16 protein-coding genes and 1 tRNA gene are annotated in these 17,681 nt (G+C 61.7%); 13 read left to right on the forward strand and 4 right to left on the reverse strand.

Annotated elements, in window-relative coordinates; all coding sequences use genetic code 11:
- Nucleotides 1-68: 68 nt before the first annotated feature.
- The 5 genes from DMO26_RS27315 (at nucleotide 69) to DMO26_RS27335 (ending at nucleotide 5,085) form a co-directional block, all read left to right on the forward strand.
- Nucleotides 69-1,298, forward strand: a complete 1,230-nt coding sequence (locus tag DMO26_RS27315) for an NAD(P)/FAD-dependent oxidoreductase (RefSeq protein WP_117195485.1) — start codon at nucleotides 69-71, stop codon at nucleotides 1,296-1,298.
- A gap of 13 nt (nucleotides 1,299-1,311) precedes the next feature.
- A complete protein-coding gene (locus DMO26_RS27320) occupies nucleotides 1,312-2,112 on the forward strand; it encodes an aldolase/citrate lyase family protein (protein ID WP_117195486.1) in 801 nt (266 codons plus the stop codon).
- A gap of 175 nt (nucleotides 2,113-2,287) precedes the next feature.
- A tRNA-Ser gene (locus DMO26_RS27325) sits at nucleotides 2,288-2,378 on the forward strand.
- 409 nt (nucleotides 2,379-2,787) lie between these two features.
- Nucleotides 2,788-3,894 carry a porin gene (locus tag DMO26_RS27330; protein WP_117195487.1) on the forward strand — a complete coding sequence of 369 codons (1,107 nt, stop codon included), beginning with the start codon at nucleotides 2,788-2,790 and terminating at the stop codon, nucleotides 3,892-3,894.
- Nucleotides 3,895-4,077: 183 nt separating this feature from the next.
- On the forward strand, nucleotides 4,078-5,085 hold the full coding sequence (locus tag DMO26_RS27335; protein ID WP_117195488.1) for a porin: 1,008 nt from the start codon (nucleotides 4,078-4,080) through the stop codon (nucleotides 5,083-5,085).
- 472 nt (nucleotides 5,086-5,557) lie between these two features.
- Here DMO26_RS27335 and DMO26_RS27340 read toward each other — a convergent pair whose 3' ends face one another.
- Nucleotides 5,558-7,663 (reverse strand): lytic transglycosylase domain-containing protein, encoded by a 2,106-nt coding sequence (locus tag DMO26_RS27340; RefSeq protein WP_117195489.1) that lies wholly within the window; start codon nucleotides 7,661-7,663, stop codon nucleotides 5,558-5,560.
- 275 nt (nucleotides 7,664-7,938) lie between these two features.
- On the opposite strand from DMO26_RS27340, the gene dapA reads away from it, so the two are divergent.
- The 6 genes from dapA to arr all read left to right on the forward strand — a co-directional run bounded on the left by dapA (nucleotide 7,939) and on the right by arr (nucleotide 11,747).
- Entirely contained in the window at nucleotides 7,939-8,823 is an 885-nt protein-coding gene (gene dapA, locus DMO26_RS27345) for a 4-hydroxy-tetrahydrodipicolinate synthase (protein WP_117195490.1), read from the forward strand.
- 133 nt (nucleotides 8,824-8,956) lie between these two features.
- Nucleotides 8,957-9,433, forward strand: a complete 477-nt coding sequence (smpB, locus tag DMO26_RS27350; protein WP_117195491.1) for an SsrA-binding protein SmpB — start codon at nucleotides 8,957-8,959, stop codon at nucleotides 9,431-9,433.
- Between the two features lie 2 nt (nucleotides 9,434-9,435).
- The gene (locus DMO26_RS27355; protein ID WP_117195492.1) at nucleotides 9,436-9,849 is read left to right on the forward strand and encodes a DUF3830 family protein; all 414 of its coding nucleotides are present in this window, start codon (nucleotides 9,436-9,438) and stop codon (nucleotides 9,847-9,849) included.
- Between the two features lie 51 nt (nucleotides 9,850-9,900).
- A complete protein-coding gene (locus DMO26_RS27360) occupies nucleotides 9,901-10,185 on the forward strand; it encodes a WYL domain-containing protein (protein ID WP_117195493.1) in 285 nt (94 codons plus the stop codon).
- A gap of 72 nt (nucleotides 10,186-10,257) precedes the next feature.
- Nucleotides 10,258-11,223 (forward strand): lysylphosphatidylglycerol synthase transmembrane domain-containing protein, encoded by a 966-nt coding sequence (locus DMO26_RS27365; RefSeq protein WP_117195494.1) that lies wholly within the window; start codon nucleotides 10,258-10,260, stop codon nucleotides 11,221-11,223.
- Between the two features lie 110 nt (nucleotides 11,224-11,333).
- Entirely contained in the window at nucleotides 11,334-11,747 is a 414-nt protein-coding gene (gene arr / locus DMO26_RS27370; protein WP_117195495.1) for an NAD(+)--rifampin ADP-ribosyltransferase, read from the forward strand.
- A gap of 115 nt (nucleotides 11,748-11,862) precedes the next feature.
- Here arr and DMO26_RS27375 read toward each other — a convergent pair whose 3' ends face one another.
- Nucleotides 11,863-12,924 (reverse strand): bifunctional transcriptional activator/DNA repair enzyme AdaA, encoded by a 1,062-nt coding sequence (locus DMO26_RS27375; RefSeq protein WP_117195496.1) that lies wholly within the window; start codon nucleotides 12,922-12,924, stop codon nucleotides 11,863-11,865.
- A 75-nt stretch (nucleotides 12,925-12,999) separates the two neighbouring features.
- Nucleotides 13,000-13,575, reverse strand: a complete 576-nt coding sequence (locus tag DMO26_RS27380; RefSeq protein WP_117195497.1) for a LabA-like NYN domain-containing protein — start codon at nucleotides 13,573-13,575, stop codon at nucleotides 13,000-13,002.
- A gap of 291 nt (nucleotides 13,576-13,866) precedes the next feature.
- On the opposite strand from DMO26_RS27380, the gene rpoZ reads away from it, so the two are divergent.
- Both rpoZ and DMO26_RS27390 read left to right on the forward strand, forming a co-directional pair.
- On the forward strand, nucleotides 13,867-14,274 hold the full coding sequence (gene rpoZ / locus DMO26_RS27385; protein WP_117195498.1) for a DNA-directed RNA polymerase subunit omega: 408 nt from the start codon (nucleotides 13,867-13,869) through the stop codon (nucleotides 14,272-14,274).
- Nucleotides 14,275-14,462: 188 nt separating this feature from the next.
- Nucleotides 14,463-16,691: a RelA/SpoT family protein gene (locus DMO26_RS27390; protein ID WP_117195505.1), complete on the forward strand. Its 2,229-nt coding sequence runs from the start codon at nucleotides 14,463-14,465 to the stop codon at nucleotides 16,689-16,691.
- 122 nt (nucleotides 16,692-16,813) lie between these two features.
- Here the strand turns inward: DMO26_RS27390 and DMO26_RS27395 are convergent, their stop codons facing one another.
- Nucleotides 16,814-17,374: a GNAT family N-acetyltransferase gene (locus tag DMO26_RS27395; RefSeq protein ID WP_117195499.1), complete on the reverse strand. Its 561-nt coding sequence runs from the start codon at nucleotides 17,372-17,374 to the stop codon at nucleotides 16,814-16,816.
- Nucleotides 17,375-17,681: the final 307 nt, after the last annotated feature.

Consider the following 17,681-nt stretch of genomic DNA (forward strand, 5'->3'; position numbering starts at 1 on the left):
GCGATACCCCTTGGATCTGGATGATCGGTGCTATCTCATCGAAAACCATGATCGGCGGGGAGTGAAGCGTGACGGGCAGGTTGGTGATTGTAGGCGCGGGCCAGGCGGGCTTCGCGCTCGCTGCAAAGCTCAGGGCTTTGAAGGATACGCGGCCGATCACCATCATCGGCTCCGAGGATGTGATTCCCTACCAGCGGCCGCCGCTTTCCAAGAAATACCTTTTGGGTGAGATGGAGTTCGACCGGCTGACCTTCCGGCCCGCAAGCTGGTTTCCCGAAAACAATGTCGAAATCCTGCTTTCGACCTATGTGGAGGAAATCGACCGCCAGGCGAAGCGCGTGCGCATGCAGGACGGCGCGACCCTCGAATACGACACCCTGGCGCTCGCCACCGGCTCGACGGCGCGCACCCTGCCGGCAAGCGTCGGCGGCGATCTCGACGGCGTCTTCACCGTGCGCGACAAGCGCGATGCCGACCTGCTTGCCGGCGAGATGAAGCCGGGAAGGCGACTCCTTATTATAGGCGGCGGTTATATCGGCCTCGAAGCGGCGGCGGTCGCCCGCCATCTGGGTCTCGAAGTGACGCTCATTGAAATGGCCGATCGCATCCTCCAGCGCGTGGCGGCCAGCGAGACTGCCGACGCCATGCGCGAGATCCATGAGAAGCATGGGGTCGTCATCCGCGAAAAGACCGGCCTGCACCGACTGATCGGCGGCGGCGGCCCGCAAGGAAACCACGTGCATGCCGCCGAGCTTTCCGACGGCAGCACGATCGAGGTGGATTTCGTCATCGTCGGCATCGGCGTGACGCCGAACGATCGGCTCGCCCAGGACTGCGGCCTCGATGTCGGCAACGGCATCGTCGTCGATGAATTCGCCCGCACCTCCGATCCGTCGATCTTCGCCATGGGCGATTGCGCCATGCTGCCCTGGAAGGGCAGGCGCATCCGTCTCGAATCGGTGCAGAACGCCGTCGATCAGGCCGAGGCCGCCGCCGCCGTGATGGCCGGCGGCGACACGCCCTATGATGCAAAACCATGGTTCTGGTCCGACCAATATGACGTGAAGCTGCAGATTGCCGGTTTCAACATGGGTTATGACGACACGCTGGTCCGCCCCGGTGCCCGCGAAGGCAGTCTTTCCATCTGGTATTTCCGGGAGAGCAGGTTCATCGCCGTCGATGCGATCAACGACGCCAAGGCCTATGTGAGCGGCAAGAAGATGCTCGAAACGGGTACTGAACCCGACAGGGCGATCCTTGCCGATCCTTCCGCAGACCTGAAACAGCTTCTCGCCTGAAGGGACAGACGCCATGCCGGCTCCGAAGAATCACTTCAAGGCGGCCCTGAAGGCGCGCAAGCCGCAGATCGGCCTCTGGCTGAACATGGGCGAGGCGCTGACGGCCGAGGTGGCCGGCAATGCCGGGTTCGACTGGCTGGTGATCGACGGAGAGCACGGCCCCAACGACATCCGCAGCATTCTGGCGCAGCTCCAGGCGCTCGCGGGCTCGGCCTCGGAGGTCGTGGTCCGTGCGCCGATCGGCGAAACCTGGATCATCAAGCAGCTCCTCGATATCGGCGCGCGCACGCTGCTGGTCCCCATGGTCGATTCGGCCGAACAGGCAAGGGAACTGGTCCGCGCCGTGCGTTATCCGCCCCACGGTGTGCGCGGCGTCGGCGCCGCCGTCGCGCGTGCCTCCAGATTCAACGCGATCCCCGACTATGCGGAGACGGCGGCCGACGAGATCTGCCTCGTCGTGCAGGCGGAAACCATGGCGGCGATTCGCGATCTCGAAAACATCGCCGCGGTGGAGGGAATCGACGGCGTGTTCATCGGCCCCGCCGATCTCTCGGCCGACATGGGCTATCTCGGCCGCATGGAGGCCCCGCAGGTGCAGGAAGTGATCGAGAAGGCGATCGCCACGATCGTGAAAGCCGGAAAGGCGGCGGGCATCCTCACGTTCAGCGAATCTCTCAACCGCCATTATCTCGATCTCGGCGCAAGCTTCGTCGCCGTTGGGGCCGACGTGACGGAATTCGCCGGCGCGCTCGCAGCCCTGGCGCGTCGCTACGGCTGCGGCAATGGAGGCGAAAAGCCCCGCTCCGGTTACTGAGCCGCCGGAAAAATGTGCGGAAGCTGAGGCGAAGATGGCAGGCCGGATTGCCGGCTGCTGTCAGAATCACCCTACTCGCCATCTTGCCGGCAGGCGTCGCGACTTGGGTAAAACTTTGGGACGGTGTCACAAAAGCCTTGCATTCATGGGGGCTTCGACATAGTTAGACCGCGACGGAGAGGTGGCCGAGTGGTCGAAGGCGCTCCCCTGCTAAGGGAGTATACGTCAAAAGCGTATCGTGGGTTCGAATCCCATCTTCTCCGCCATTTTCGCCCGGAATGATCTCCGGCCAGCCCCCTCGGTTTCCCCTTTTGATCGATGGCTGCGCGATTTGCCGGAATGACTGGCATCCTGCATCGGATGATTCCCCGAAACCACCCTGTCTGCAGCGCTAAGTGCCTGCCCAATAAGCTCTTTCTTAACAAAGCGTAAAATTGAACATATGCCTGTCCGCGGGTTTGTGTCCTTTCGGCAACAGACCTCTGGGAAGCGGGTTTTAGAAAGGCGTTCGGTTGAAGTTCCAGATTGCATGACCTTTCGCGTCTTGTATTTTCAAATCCGGAAGCGAGGCGGTGGATCGTCCTTCTTCTGGCAATCGACGGGGATGGGGCAGGGAACGCTGTCCTTCAGCAAAAAGAACCCAGACCCACACGAAACTTTGACTGGAGGTCAAAAATGAACATCAAGAGCCTTCTTCTCGGCTCCGCTGCTGCCCTCGCAGCAGTATCCGGCGCTCAGGCTGCTGACGCCATCGTAGCCGCAGAACCGGAGCCGATGGAATACGTTCGCGTTTGCGACGCTTTCGGCACTGGCTACTTCTACATCCCGGGCACCGAAACCTGCCTGAAGGTCGGCGGTTACGTCCGCGTTGAAATCCAGGCTGGTCAGACCGGCCCGATCGGTTCGTACGGCGGCTCCGCAGGTGCTGGCGTATTCCCGGTTCCGGCTGCTGCCGGCGAAGACGACTACTGGGATTTCACCGGCCGCGTTCAGCTTGACATCACTGCAAAGAGCGATACCGAGCTCGGCACGCTGACCTCTGTTGCTTCGCTCCGTTGGAACTACGGCAACAACAACATCTGGACCGACAACACCAACGACGCCAGCATCAACGAAGCCTACATCCAGCTCGGTGGCTTCAAGATCGGTCGTTACCTGAACTGGTGGGATAAGGGCCTGAACGGCGAAAGCGATATCCTCGCTTCCTCCAACACGACCCGCCTGAACTCCGTTGCCTACACCTACACTGGCGACACGTTCTCTGCTGGCGTTCAGCTCGACGAACTGTCCCGCACGACGGGCCAGGAAGTTGGTATCGAAGCTCTCGTTTCGGCCAAGTTCGGCGGCGTTGCATTCGACTTGCTCGGCGGTTATGACTTCGGTGCTGAAGAAGGTGCTATCCGCGCCCTCGTTTCGGCCGCTGTTGGTCCGGGCACCCTGCAGGCTTCCGTCGTATGGTCGTCTGGCGCTGGCGACAACTGGGCAGCTGGTGCTCAGTACCAGAACGCCTACTACGATCGTGGCGAATGGGCTCTTGCCGCTTCCTACGCTATCAAGGCAACCGACAAGCTCACCATCACTCCCGGTGCTACCTACTTCTGGAACACTCAGGTTGTTGCAGTCGGCAACGGCGACTGGACGGGTGACGACGCTTGGCGCGCTGGTCTGACGGTCGACTACAAGATCGTTGACGGCCTGAACCTCAAGACGCACGTTCACTACAACGAAGTTCCGGGCGACGAGTACATCGACGGTTTCGTCCGTCTCGACCGCACGTTCTAATTTGACTTTGGCTCCCCCGGTCCGCCTGGGGGAGCCTTTCTATAAGAAAAGGTGGCCTGAAGGCCTCCATATGGGGAGCTGAGACCGGGGAAACGGGCTGCTTTTGCGGCCTTTATGTGTTTGATCAATGTTCGATCATGCATGATTTAGCATTCAGAGAAAATTGACTGGAGGTCAAAAAAGATGAACATTAAGAGCCTTCTTCTCGGTTCTGCCGCGGCGCTCGCAGCAGTATCCGGCGCCCAGGCTGCCGACGCCATCGTCGCTGCCGAGCCGGAGCCCATGGAATACGTGCGTGTTTGCGATGCCTTCGGCACCGGCTACTTCTACATCCCGGGCACCGAGACCTGCCTCAAGATCGGCGGTTATGTCCGTTTCGAAACCTTCTTCCAGGACGGTACCTACGCTGGCATTGATGACTGGGATAGCTATGCCCGCGTCCAGCTCGACTTCACTGCCAAGAGCGATACCGAACTCGGCACGCTGACCTCCGTCGCCTCCGTCCGTTGGGACTACGGTGATGACACGATCTGGACCAGCAACACCAACTCCGCGTACATCAACGAAGCCTACATTCAGCTCGGCGGCTTCAAGATCGGTCGTTACTGGAACTGGTGGGATGCCAACGACCTGCCGGGCGAACTCGACGTTCTCGGTTCGGCTCGTCTGAACTCCGTTTCCTACACCTATACCGGCGATGCCTTCACGGCCGGCGTTCAGGTCGATGAACTGTCGCTCGTAACCGGCCAGGAAGTCGGTGTCGAAGCTGTTCTCCAGGCCGCTCTCGGCCCGGCCAAGCTCGAAATCCTCGGCGGTTGGGACTTCGGTCAGGATGAAGGCGCGGTTCGTGCGATCGGCTCTGTTGCCGTCGGTCCGGGTACGTTCTACCTCTCCGGCGTTTATTCGTCCGGTTTCAACGCATACTATGGCTTTGCTGAAGCAACTGTTGCAGCTGCTTACTCCTTCAAGGCCACTGACAAGCTCGAAATCATTCCGGAAGCTCAGTACGCTTGGAATACCCAGGTTGCTGGTGACGGCGAGTTCTTCGGCAACGATTGGTGGGGTGCTGGCGTGACGGTCAACTACAAGATCGTCGAAGGCCTGGCTGCTAAGATTCAGGCTGACTACCAGAAGTTTGAAGATGACGACGGCGAGTTCGTCGGCATGGTTCGCCTGCAGCGCGACTTCTAGTCCGACCTGATCGGATGATATCGAAGCCCGGCCCTAGTGCCGGGCTTTTCCTTTGGGCGCGATAAGCCGCCGGCGCCGAGATAAGTCCTTCAATCCAGGCAATGCCGAAAGGGAAGGCGAGGGCGGAGGTGGCGACAATTTTGGTTTCTTCGTGCCGGCTGGAAACGCTCTTGAGCCTCTCTTCACGGCATGTCCCGTTGCCAAGGCGCCACGCATGTCGACGCAGGTGCCTCGGGAGAATACATTGCAGCGCGCAAACGCCTCTCCGCGGCAGAGCGCCTGCGCAACCCAGCGTACCGGCGAAAACCGCAATCGATTTCGCAAGCCATGAAGCGTGGATTCGGAGCTTAGCTCATGAATATCTCGCGCCGCCGCACCAGCATCGGAAAATGATGATACCACAAGGAAGCCCGAGGCTCGCGGCGCTTCCCGCTCAACGGCTGACGTTACCCGAAGCCTGTTCGCGATGCGGCTATTCGCGCCGCCCGAGCCGCAGGTCGGTCTCGATGTCCGCCCTCTGCCCCAGCCGGACCTTGTAGACCTCGTAGTTCTCCATCACCCGCTGCACATAGTTGCGGGTCTCGGGGAAGGGGATGCGTTCGATCCAGTCGATCACGTCGTCGAGGGATTTGCCGCGCGGGTCGCCGTAACGGGCGATCCATTCCGGCACACGCTTGGGGCCGGCATTATAGGCGATGAAGGTCAGGATATAGGAGCCGTCGAACGCGTCGATCTGCTCGCCGAGGTAATGGGCACCGAGCGTCGCGTTGTAGCCGGGATCGCTGGTGAGCCGCGCGGCAGCGAAGGTCAGTCCATGCCGCTTGGCGACCCCTTGCGCCGTGCCGGGCAGAAGCTGCAGCAGGCCGCGGGCATTGGCGGCGGAAACCGCGGCCGGATTGAAGGCGCTTTCCTGACGTGCGATCGCATAGGCAAGTGCCTTGCCCGAACCGCCGATATCGGCGCCGGTCGGGATGACGCCGATCGGATAGGCGAGCGCCGCAACGTCGATGCCACGCCCGAAGGCCGTTTTGCCGATCTGCAGCGAAAGCGCGTGGTTGTCCTGGCTCTCCGCCCGGGTCGCGAGGATCGCAAGTTCGCCGGGGCTGGTCAGTTCCTCGGCGAGGGCGCGGTAAAGCACGCCGGCGCGTTTGGCATGGCCGGCCAGTTCCAGCCTTGCGATAGCGCGCACCGCCTCGCGGTTTTCGAAGTTCTGCCGGTCGGCGGAGCTCGGCTGCGGATAGGTGACGTCGAGGGTCTTGAGGTCGAGACGCGCGGCGGCGAGCTGGCCGTAGAACGTCCCGGAATAATGGGCCGCCTTGGTAAAGAACTCGCGCGCGCTGCCCGGCCCGCCGTCTTCGGCGGCACGTCCGAGCCAGTAGAGGGCGCGGGAGGCGGAAAGCGGCTTGTTGGATGTGTCGAGGATCCTGCGGAAATGTTTCTCGGCGGTCGCCGGGTCCCGCAGGGCGCGCAGGGCATACCAGCCGGCATGGAATTCCGCATCGACCACATCCGTCGATGAGACGGCGGCATGGTCAGCGACGGTCCGGTAGGCGAGCTTGAAATCGCCCTGGTCTGCCAGGCCGCGTGCCACGATGCGCCGCTCGTTCCACCATTCGCCGGGGTTGATGAGCTGGGCGGCCTCGCGCGGCGCCTTTTCGAGCAGGCCGGCGGCTTCCCGGTATTTGTCCTGCCGCCGCAGGTATTCGATGCGCGCGAAAAGCAGACCAGGGTCGTTCCTGAGCGACCCCTCGACGGTGGCGAGCAGCGCCTCGGCATTCCTGGCATTGCCGATCACCGCCGCCCAGGCCTTGTAGAGCGACGCGGCGCGGCCGAGATCTCCGAAGCGCTTGGCCTGCGCCGTGCGCCCCTTGTACATCAGGAAATCCATGCGCCCCTTGTGATCGGCGGGGGAAAGGAGTGCAGAGAATTCCGCAAGGATCTTGTCCTCGGCCGTTTTGTCCAACATCTCGGCAAGCCAGAGCTGGCGCAGCGGACGAGCCGCATCCGCAGCACGGCCGGCAGCAACGAGCGCCCGAGCGAGAATGATCGTGCCCTCTGTCGTCTCCGGCCGGGTCGAACCGAAGGCGGCAAGCACGGCGGATGCCGGCGGATTTTCCCTATAAAGGGCGCGTTCGGAATTGGCACGCAGGCTTTTCAGGCCCGGCCAGCCTTTCAGCTCCCGCTGGGCGTTCGCGATCTCGCCGGAGGGAACGCCGGGCGCACCGGAAGTGGCGATCGCCCAGGTGAGGATATGCCGGTCGAGCGAGCCTTCCGCCAGCCGGTCTCGCGCGGCCATCGCCTCGGCGACGTCGTTGCCGGAAAGCGCGTCGAGCGCCGCCTTCAGTTCCGGCGCGGCCGTCAGCCGGCCGGTGCGGGGTGCGGCGCCGCGAAGATCGCCGCGCGGGATGGTGCCGGTAATGTCCGGCGCGGGCATCGCCGCCGGCATGGTCATGGCAACGGGGTTTTCCGGCTTGGCGAACGGCAGCGGCGCGACGCTTTCGGGAAGCGTGGCGGCAAAAACATGCATGCTCGCGGCACTCAGTCCCAAGGCAGCGAGGATCAAAACCGGCCTGTTCATGCGCTAACTCGCAGAGAAGACATTTACCCCCTATTAGCCGCTGTGCGGATTAACGAAACCTTACCATCTTGATGAAAATTCGCACTTTCTTATATGAGATTCCGCATGAAATCCCGAGCCGCCACGCTTGTCGCCGCCTGCCCGCCGCTTTATGGTGCGCGACCTACGGGCCCTCGAAGAGTAATTGGGCTGCATCGCAGCGCCTCCGAACTCTCCAGCCCTCATAGTCATGGATTGCGGCAGCAGAATGGACGCTGCCGATTGGGAGTTTTGGAATGTTCAAGGGATCGATGCCCGCCCTCGTTACCCCGTTCACCGCCCAGGGCGCGGTGGATGAAGACGCCTTCGCCGCTCATGTGGAATGGCAGATCGGCGAAGGCAGCAGCGGCCTGGTGCCGGTCGGCACCACCGGTGAATCGCCGACGCTGAGCCATGACGAACACAAGCGCGTCGTGGAACTCTGTGTCGAGGTAACGAAAAAGCGTGTGCCGGTCATCGCGGGCGCCGGCTCCAACAATACGCGGGAAGCCGTCGAGCTTGCCCAGCATGCCGAAAAGGCCGGCGCCGATGCGATCCTGGTCGTGACGCCTTATTACAACAAGCCGACCCAGAAGGGCCTGATCGCGCATTTCTCGGCGATCGCCGAGGCAACCAGGCTGCCGATCATCATCTACAATATTCCGCCGCGTTCGGTGATCGACATGTCGCCGGAAACGATGGGGGCGCTCGTCAAGGCGCACAAGAACATCGTCGGCGTCAAGGATGCGACCGGCAAGATCGAGCGCGTTTCCGAACAGCGCATCACCTGCGGCAAGGATTTCATCCAGCTTTCCGGCGAAGATGCAACCGCGCTCGGTTTCAACGCCCATGGCGGGGTCGGCTGTATCTCGGTAACGGCCAATGTCGCGCCGCGCCTCTGTGCCGAGTTCCAGGCGGCGACGCTTGCCGGCGACTACGGAAAGGCGCTGGAATACCAGGATCGGCTCATGCCGCTCCACAAGGCAATCTTCATGGAACCGGGCCTCTGCGGCGCGAAATACGGCCTTCACAGGACCCGCGGCATGAGCCGCACGGTCCGCTCGCCGCTCATCTCGACGCTGGAGCCGGCGACGGAAACGGCCATCGATGCGGCGCTGCGGCATGCGGGGCTTTTGAACTGAGGCTGGCCAGTTCGCTCGCAGTCTCACCCGCTTCACATTTTGCGTCATGCGCATTACATAATGACGAACCCCGCTCATCGCCCATGGGCGGGGATTTGTTTTCGGATAAAAGGGCGGATCGGAAGTTAGTCAGATGGCACCCAAAGGCAGCCAGCGCACGGTGAACAGGATTGTCGCGGAAAACCGCAAGGCCCGCTTCAACTACGAAATCATCGATACTTATGAGGCCGGCCTGGTGTTGACGGGGACCGAGGTGAAATCGCTGCGCGACGGCAAGGCGAACATAGCCGAATCCTACGCATCCGACGAGGGCGACGAGATCTGGCTGATCAACTCGCACCTGCCGGAATATCTGCAGGCGAACCGCTTCAACCATGAGCCCCGCCGCCGCCGCAAGCTGCTGCTGTCGAAACGCGAGATCAATCGCTTGCGTGCCGGCATCAACCGCGAGGGTATGACGCTCGTGCCGCTGAAGATCTATTTCAACGAAAAGGGCCGCGCCAAGCTGGAGCTTGCGCTCGCCAAGGGCAAGAAGCTGCACGACAAGCGCGAGACGGAGAAGGAACGTGACTGGAACCGCCAGAAGTCGCGGCTCCTGAAGGCGAACTGACCGTGGAGAGCCTGCGCATCACCGTCGGCCCGTTCGCCTTCACCGCTCGTTTCGAGCTTGAAAGGGCGCCGGAGACCTGCCGCATCTTCCAAACCTTCCTGCCGTTCCGCAACCAGGTCATCCATTCGCGCTGGAGCGGTGAGGCGGTCTGGGTGCCGCTCGGCGATTTTAAGTTCGGCGCCGGTTTCGAAAACCACACCTGCCATCCCTCGCGCGGCGACATCCTGCTTTATCCGGGCGGCCATAGCGAAACCGAGCTGCTCTTCGCCTATGGCAGTTCCTCCTTCGCCAGCAAGATGGGTGCTCTCGCCGGCAACCACGTCCTGACGATCACGGAAGGGCGCGAGCAGCTTGAAGACATGGGCAAGCTGGTGCTCTGGAAGGGCGCCCAGGCGATCAGCTTCGAGGCGTTCTGAACGAGCTTTGAACTTTGCTTCTCCTCCTTCGTTGAAGTGGCGGAGGTGCAGATGGCCTATCCGGATACCATTGCGGATGCGATCGACAGGCGGAAGGTTCTCGAATTCCGCTACAAGAATGTGGCGCGCCGGGTCCGGCCGCATATTCTCGGAAGGGTCGGCAAGGGCGAACTGGCGGTGAGCGCCTGGCAGATTTCCGGCACGGGTTCCGGCTGGCGTCTCTTCCATCTCGACGACATCTGCGATCTCCGCGAGACGGGCGAGGGCTTCCATGGTCCGGCGCGGGGTTACAATCCCGACGATCCGGCATTTTCGCGGATCATCGACCGCATCTGAATCCGTCCGATAGGAACAAAATCCCCTGCCTTTCGTTGGAATCCACCTTGTGAATACGATGAGCGGTGGGCGATGACGCGGAAGAGGATTTTCACCTATCTGATGCTGGTGGTCGGTTTCGGCGCGGCCGGTTACCTTCTCTATCACACGTTCCGCGAGTATTCGCTGTCCGACATTGTCGAATCCGTCCGGGCGATCCCCGTCTTCAACCTCCTGATGGCGCTCCTCTTCGCGTTCGGTTCCTATGTCTGCCTGACGGGCTTCGACTGGGCTGGCGTGCGTTACGTGAGGAGCGACCTTGCCTATCCGAAGATCGGGCTTGCCTCCTTCATCGCTCTGTCGATCGGCCAGAGCGTTGGTCTCTCCGGCTTGAGCAGCGGCGCTTTGCGCTACCGCTATTATGCCCATTGGGGAATGAGCACGGAGGATGTGGCGAAGATCGTGCTGCTCTCCGGCGTCACCGTCGGCATCGGCATGGCGGTACTGTCTGGCATCGTCATGGTCGTCAATCCGGGTGACGCGGCCTCGGTGCTTGGCTTGAGCCAGGGCGTCATTGTCGCGATCGGCCTTGCCTGTCTTGGCGCGACAGCCGGTTATCTGGCACTTGCGGCCTTCGTGCGTGCGCCGCTGAAGATTCGCGCCTGGACATTCGAAATGCCGACGCTGAAAGTCGCCATCGCGCAGGTGGTGATCGGCACGATCAATTTCGTGCTGGTCTCCGCCTGCCTTCGCGAAGTGATGGCCGCCAGCGCCGACGTCAGCTATCTCAAGGCCGCCACCGCCTTCGTGCTCGCCAACCTTGCCATATTGATCACCCACGCGCCCGGTGGGCTGGGCGTGCTGGAGGCGACGGTGCGGCATGTGATGGGCGAGCAGGCCTCGATCGGCTCGCTGGTCGCCTTTCGGGTGATCTATTTCTTCATCCCGTTCTTCATCGGCCTGCCATTGTCCCTGATTGTCGAAGCGGTTTTTCGCGCGAGGAAGGCAAGGCGGTCTTCGGGGGAAGGGCTTCGAATGAGCGAGCCGGCCTCGGTTTGATCGCTTGGGCGAACTGCCGTCATCAGGTATCTCTCTTCCTCACCACAGTCTTGGGCCAGTTCGAGGTCCAGGTCGAAAGATCCGGTAGACAGAAAAAGGGGGGCGCATCCATGGCAGCCAGTGCCACGACGTTCGTTCAGTCTTTCTTCCATGGAACGCGGGCGGATTTGAAACCTGGCGATTTGATCGCCGTTGGCCATCGGTCAAACTTCATCGCCGACCCGCTGTCCTGGGTCTATTTCTCCGGGACCTTGGATGCTGCGATCTGGGGAGCTGAACTTGCAACCAGCGGCGAGCGGCAGCGGATCTACGTCGTGGAGCCAACCGGCCCGATCGTCGACGACCCCAATCTGACTGACAAGAAATTCCCCGGTAATCCCACATTGTCCTATCGATCCCGAGATCCGCTGCGCATCATCGGGGAAGTAACCGGATGGCAGGGGCATTCGCCCGAACAGGTCCAGCAGATGAAGGCCGGTCTCGCCCGTTTGACGGCCGAGGGAGCCAATACGATCATCGACTGACCGTTTGGCGGGAAGGCGGGGGTGTTCCGATATCCGTGCGGTGTCGCATTGATGTCGGGCCTCGCCCGGTGAACGGGAGAAAAGCCGGGAGGCACGACCCGAACGATCGGCGCGCCTAGCCACCATTCGCCGCCATCCGCCGCTCGTGCTCGATCAGCCAGCGTTTGCGCCATAGCCCGCCACCATACCCCGTCAGGCTACCATCGGCGCCGATCAGCCGGTGGCAGGGGATGGCGATGGCGATCTGGTTCGCGCCGTTGGCCCCGGCGACGGCGCGCGTGGAGGAAGGGAGACCGAGCCCGGCCGCGACAGCGCCATAGGTGCGCAGCGTGCCGGTCGGGATCGCCCGCAAGGCTTTCCAGACCTGCCGCTGGAACGGCGAGCCATGGCCCGCGATCCGCGTCTCGAAGCCCCGGTCCTCGCCGGCGAAATAGGCCTTCAGCTCAGCCTCGATCTGGTCGATCGGCGGATGGCGCCCCATCACGATACCGCTGCCGGTGAATGTCTGCAGTTTCCTGATCTCGGCCGGCAGCGCCTTGCGCTCGGCGAATTCGAGGAGATGGAGGGCATGGCTGTCGGCGATCGCCATCATCGGTCCGATCGGCGTCTCGATCCAGTCGGCCCGCAGCAGCAGCTTGCCGCGCAGATGCGCGGGCGCCGCGCCGAAAAGCTTCGTCACCGCGCTCCTGAACCCGCTGCCCGACTCATAACCCGCATCGAGCTGCGCATCGATGACGCTCGCGCCGTCCTTCAGCACCTCCGCCGCCTTGCCCATGCGGCGTAGCCGGGCGATTTCCAGAAAGCTCATGCCGAACTGCCGCTTGAAGGCGCGGCGCGCGGTCGAAGGATCGATGCCGAGTGAGACGACATCCTCCTCGCTCCAGCGCCGGAACGGCTCGGCGTCGAGGGCATCGACGAGTTTCGTCACCATCGGATCGGCTTCGCCGAACTTCAGCATCGGTCGGCAGCGGCTGCAGGGACGGAACCCTGCCTCCAGGCATTGCGCGATCGTCTCATAAAAGCTGGTATTTTCGCGCTTCGGCTTGCGGGCAGGGCAGGTGAGCCGGCAGAAGATACCGGTCGTCTTCACCGCCGCCCAGGCAAAGCCTTCATAGGAAGCGTCGCGGGCAAGGAGCGCGTCATAGAGAATGTCGTCGGAAGGGCGTTCGAAAAGCATGATGCCTTTCTAGCCCAAAACGAAAACAGGCGCCGCCGAAAAACGGGCGCCTATTTTCGATCGATACCCGAAAGATCAGACGTCCGCAGGTTCGGTATTTTCCGCCGGCCGGGCGGGGCGTTCGGAAGGGTCGCGGCCAACTTCCGGCTTCAGCGTCATCAGGTCGATGAAATGGTCGGCCTGGCGGCGCAGGTCGTCGGCGATCATCGGCGGCTGGGTCTGCATGGTGGACACGACGGAAACCTTGCGGCCCTTGCGCTGCAGCGCCTCGACCAGCGTGGTGAAATCCCCGTCGCCGGAGAAGAGCACGAGGTGATCGACGGTCTCGGACTGTTCCATGGCATCGATCGCGAGCTCGATGTCCATATTGCCCTTGATCTTGCGGCGGCCGAGGCTGTCGGTGAATTCCTTGGCGGGTTTGGTGACGACCTTATACCCGTTGTAGTCGAGCCAGTCGATCAGCGGCCGGATGGACGAATACTCCTGATCTTCGATCAGCGCCGTGTAGTAATAGGCCCGGAGAAGATAACCGCGCTTCTGGAAGGCCTTGAGCAATTTTCGATAATCAATGTCGAAGCCGAGGCTTTTCGAGGCCGCATAGAGATTTGCGCCATCGATGAAGAGAGCAATCTTCTCTCTTGGGTCAAACATTTGGTCTCCATCCCCTTTTTCTTATGAACCCGCATGGCGGGTGAGACTTGGCAATTCGAAAACTGTGCCAAAATCTCGAATAATCCATTACATTACGAACTATTCATATATCTGTCATTTATGGCACGATTCGCAATAATCCAAGCAGCCTGCAGTTGAATCTCTTGGCTTTCCCCCAGAAGACCGTCACAAGATTGGCAAAAGCCGATTGACAGGAAAAACTTGAATTTGCCGCACAATGGCTGTATCGGGCGTATCAATTCCGAAAATCAATGACCCAAAGGACAGGCAATGGCCCGTGTCACAGTAGAAGATTGCATTGACAAAGTCGATAACCGTTTCGAACTCGTGCTGCTTGCGAGCCACCGCGCCCGCCAGATCTCGCAGGGTGCGCCGATCACCATCGACCGCGACAATGACAAGAACCCGGTCGTCGCGCTGCGCGAGATCGCCGACGAAACCCTGTCTCCCGACGACCTGAAGGAAGACCTGATCCACTCGCTGCAGAAGCATGTGGAAGTGGATGAGCCCGAACCCGATCCGGCCTCGCTGATCGCCGCCGGCGGCGTTGCGGTGGCTTCCGATCGCGACGAGGAAGACGATCTGCCGGAAACCGTCACCTTCGACCAGATGTCGGAAGAGGAACTGCTTGCCGGTATCGAAGGCCTCGTGCCGCCGGAAAAGAGCGACGACTACTAAGGGTCTTCGCGCACTCTCAAAGGCGCCGGACAATATATTGCTCCGAAAGCAATATATCGTTCATTGTCTGGCCCTAATCTGCTTGAATGTTTTATGATGGCTGCGCCAATCTGACGGTTGGCGCGCCATTTTTCTTTTCGCCCGGCGCCCGTCGTGGTTTCGGAACGGTATCGAGGGCATATTTCAGGATGATGCGGCAATACGAGCTCGTCGAGCGGGTTCAGAAATACAAGCCCGATGCCAACGAAGCTCTCCTCAACAAGGCCTATGTCTATGCCATGCAGAAGCATGGCCAGCAGAAGCGCGCCAGCGGCGACCCCTATATCTCCCACCCGCTTGAAGTCGCCGCCATCCTGACCGACATGCATCTCGACGAGTCGACCATCGCGGTGGCCCTGCTGCACGACACGATCGAGGATACGACCGCCACCCGTGCCGAGATCGACGAACTGTTCGGCGAGGATATCGGCCGGCTGGTTGAAGGTCTCACCAAGCTGAAACGCCTCGATCTCGTTTCCAAGAAGGCCAAGCAGGCGGAAAATCTTCGCAAGCTGTTGCTTGCCATTTCCGACGACGTGCGGGTGCTGCTCGTCAAGCTCGCCGACCGGCTGCACAACATGCGCACGCTGGAGCACATGAAGGCGGAGCAGAAGGCGCGCATCTCCGAAGAGACGATGGACATCTATGCGCCGCTCGCCGGCCGCATGGGCATGCAGGACATGCGCGACGAGCTGGAGGAACTTTCCTTCCGCTACATGAACCCGGAGGCGCACGAGACCGTCACCAAGCGGCTCGCCGATCTGGAGGCCCGCAACCAGGGCCTCATCAAGAAGATCGAGGACGAGCTGCGCGAACTTCTGATCGCCAATGGCCTCAAGGACGCCTTCGTGAAGGGGCGGCAGAAGAAGCCCTATTCGGTCTTCCGCAAGATGCAGTCGAAATCGCTCTCCTTCGAGCAGCTTTCGGACGTCTACGGTTTCCGCATCATCGTCAAGGACATTCCCTCCTGTTATCGCGCGCTCGGCATCGTCCACACCCGCTGGCGCGTCGTGCCTGGCCGCTTCAAAGACTATATCTCGAACCCGAAGCAGAATGACTATCGGTCCATCCACACGACGATCGTCGGCCCTTCACGCCAGCGCATCGAGCTGCAGATCCGCACCGAACTCATGCAGGAGATCGCCGAATATGGGATCGCGGCGCATGCGCTCTACAAGGACGGCCAGGGAACGGTGAAGGGCGGGGAACTGCTGCCGAAGGAGAGCAACGCCTATTCCTGGCTGCGCCACACGATCGAGTCGCTTGCGGAAGGCGATAATCCGGAAGAATTCCTCGAACATACCAAGCTCGAACTCTTCCAGGATCAGGTCTTCTGCTTCACGCCGAAGGGCAAGCTGATCGCGCTGCCGCGCGGCGCCACGCCGATCGATTTCGCGTATGCGGTCCACACCAATATCGGCGACACGACGGTCGGCGCCAAGATCAACGGCCGCATCATGCCGCTCGTCACCCGCCTCAACAATGGCGACGAAGTGGAGATCATCCGTTCCGGCGTGCAGGTGCCGCCCGCCGCCTGGGAGGAGATCGTCGTCACCGGCAAGGCGCGGTCGGCGATCCGCCGTGCCACCCGCATGGCGATCCGCAAGCAGTATGCCGGCCTCGGCCACCGCATTCTGGAGCGCACCTTCGAGCGCGCGGGAAAGATCTTTTCCAAGGATACCCTGAAACCGGCGCTGCACCGGCTGGCCCACAAGGACGTTGAGGATGCGATCGCCGCCGTCGGCCGCGGCGAACTCTCCTCGCTCGACGTGCTGCGCGCCGTCTTCCCCGACTACAAGGACGAACGGGTGACCGTGAAGCCGGCCGCCGACGACGGCTGGTTCAACATGTCGAGCGCCAGCGGCATGATGTTCAAGTTGCCGAGCCAGCGCCGCATCGGCCCCGAAGAGCTCGAGGCTGGCCCCGACCCGCTGCCGATCCGCGGGCTTTCCGGCAACATGGATGTGCAGTTCGCCCCGAGCGGCGCCGTCCCCGGCGACCGTATCGTCGGCATCATGGAAAAGGGGAAGGGCATCACCATCTACCCGATCCAGGCCTCCGCCCTGCAGCGTTTCGACGACCAGCCGGAGCGTTGGATCGACGTGCGCTGGGATCTCGACGAAGCCAACAAATCCCGCTTCCCGGCCAAGATCGAGGTCAACACCATCAACGAGCCGGGCACGCTCGCGACCGTCACCCAGACCATCGCCCGCCTCGACATCAACATCCGCACGCTGACCATGGGCAACAACCGCGCCGCCGATTTTTCGGAGATCACCATGGAGGTGGAAGTCTGGGACTTGAGACAGCTCAACCAGTTACTCAGCCAGATGAAGGACCTGGACTGCGTGGCGAATGTGAAGCGGGTTTATGATTGAGAGGAAGTGCGTAAAGTCGCAGCGGCAAGGGAGGACTGGAATCGGTCCCCATGCCGGTCGCCAAAACTATATCGTCCGACTTCTGAATGCAGACATCCCTAACTATCGGATCGAACTGAAGCTCAACGCGACCGCCGCAGCATCGGGACGAGCTTCGGCGACGAACCGACCTGGATCGCGCCGAGCGGCTCGAAGCCGTGGCGTCGGTAGAACGGAATGTTGCGCGGGTTCGAGGATTCCAAATAGGCTGGCGTGTGATCGCAATCGCATCGTGCGAGTGCGTACGCCATCAAGGCGTCGCCGTGACCTTCGCCTTGATGCGCTGGGTCGACGCCGATGAGTGGCAGGTACCAATGTGGTTCGGTCGGGTGGTACGTGGCCATCTGCTCGAATATGGCCGTGGTTTCAGGGGCAAGAGAGCGCGCAACCGTGCTCTCAAGTACCGCACCAAGCCCCTCCTCGTCGGAATGCACCCCGGGCGGTAGCCACAGCGCCGTCCCGGCGTAGCTGTCGGTGCAAAAGGCGCTGCCGTTAGAGAACGCGCTGCTCCCGAATGCCCGGATCATTCGTGGCATGGCCGCAAGGTACTGATGTGCATGCGGCCAGGTCCATCGCGCCATAGGATCGGCTGCAAACGCCAGCATGACCGTTTCGACTGCCAGATCTTCCTCGGCCGGGGCCATAACTCTCACTGTTGGATTCACGCTGGCCTCCTGACGTAGGTGGTCCGACAAGGCGCCCGCGCCCGTTCTCAGCTACGCATCGTAACCCGAATGACGTGGGAGCGATACCGGTAGCTATTGTCTCACAAGCTCAATTCGGAACGGCCGCTTCTCATCGATGTCATCCAGTAAGGTGCCCGTCCACTCTCGTGAAGAGTTTCGGGCGCCGGAGGCGTACGAAAGTCCCCGAGGAAGGAACCCGCGGGCCACGGTCGGGGGCTATGGAGATTTCGATCTGCGGCCGATGACTGCGATGGCGCGACCGCAG

Source organism: Rhizobium terrae (assembly GCF_003425685.1).
Lineage (GTDB): Bacteria > Pseudomonadota > Alphaproteobacteria > Rhizobiales > Rhizobiaceae > Neorhizobium > Neorhizobium terrae.

What these genes read in the sequence shown, in the direction of transcription:
- DMO26_RS27320 (WP_117195486.1), top strand. Translation starts at nt 1,312, where the DNA reads ATGCCGGCTCCGAAGAATCACTTCAAGGCGGCCCTGAAGGCGCGCAAG.
- DMO26_RS27380 (WP_117195497.1), bottom strand. Translation starts at nt 13,575, where the DNA reads ATGTTTGACCCAAGAGAGAAGATTGCTCTCTTCATCGATGGCGCAAAT.
- DMO26_RS27340 (WP_117195489.1), bottom strand. Translation starts at nt 7,663, where the DNA reads ATGAACAGGCCGGTTTTGATCCTCGCTGCCTTGGGACTGAGTGCCGCG.
- DMO26_RS27365 (WP_117195494.1), top strand. Translation starts at nt 10,258, where the DNA reads ATGACGCGGAAGAGGATTTTCACCTATCTGATGCTGGTGGTCGGTTTC.
- smpB (WP_117195491.1), top strand. Translation starts at nt 8,957, where the DNA reads ATGGCACCCAAAGGCAGCCAGCGCACGGTGAACAGGATTGTCGCGGAA.
- dapA (WP_117195490.1), top strand. Translation starts at nt 7,939, where the DNA reads ATGTTCAAGGGATCGATGCCCGCCCTCGTTACCCCGTTCACCGCCCAG.
- DMO26_RS27395 (WP_117195499.1), bottom strand. Translation starts at nt 17,374, where the DNA reads ATGGCCCCGGCCGAGGAAGATCTGGCAGTCGAAACGGTCATGCTGGCG.
- DMO26_RS27390 (WP_117195505.1), top strand. Translation starts at nt 14,463, where the DNA reads ATGATGCGGCAATACGAGCTCGTCGAGCGGGTTCAGAAATACAAGCCC.
- rpoZ (WP_117195498.1), top strand. Translation starts at nt 13,867, where the DNA reads ATGGCCCGTGTCACAGTAGAAGATTGCATTGACAAAGTCGATAACCGT.
- DMO26_RS27330 (WP_117195487.1), top strand. Translation starts at nt 2,788, where the DNA reads ATGAACATCAAGAGCCTTCTTCTCGGCTCCGCTGCTGCCCTCGCAGCA.
- arr (WP_117195495.1), top strand. Translation starts at nt 11,334, where the DNA reads ATGGCAGCCAGTGCCACGACGTTCGTTCAGTCTTTCTTCCATGGAACG.
- DMO26_RS27375 (WP_117195496.1), bottom strand. Translation starts at nt 12,924, where the DNA reads ATGCTTTTCGAACGCCCTTCCGACGACATTCTCTATGACGCGCTCCTT.
- DMO26_RS27335 (WP_117195488.1), top strand. Translation starts at nt 4,078, where the DNA reads ATGAACATTAAGAGCCTTCTTCTCGGTTCTGCCGCGGCGCTCGCAGCA.
- DMO26_RS27360 (WP_117195493.1), top strand. Translation starts at nt 9,901, where the DNA reads ATGGCCTATCCGGATACCATTGCGGATGCGATCGACAGGCGGAAGGTT.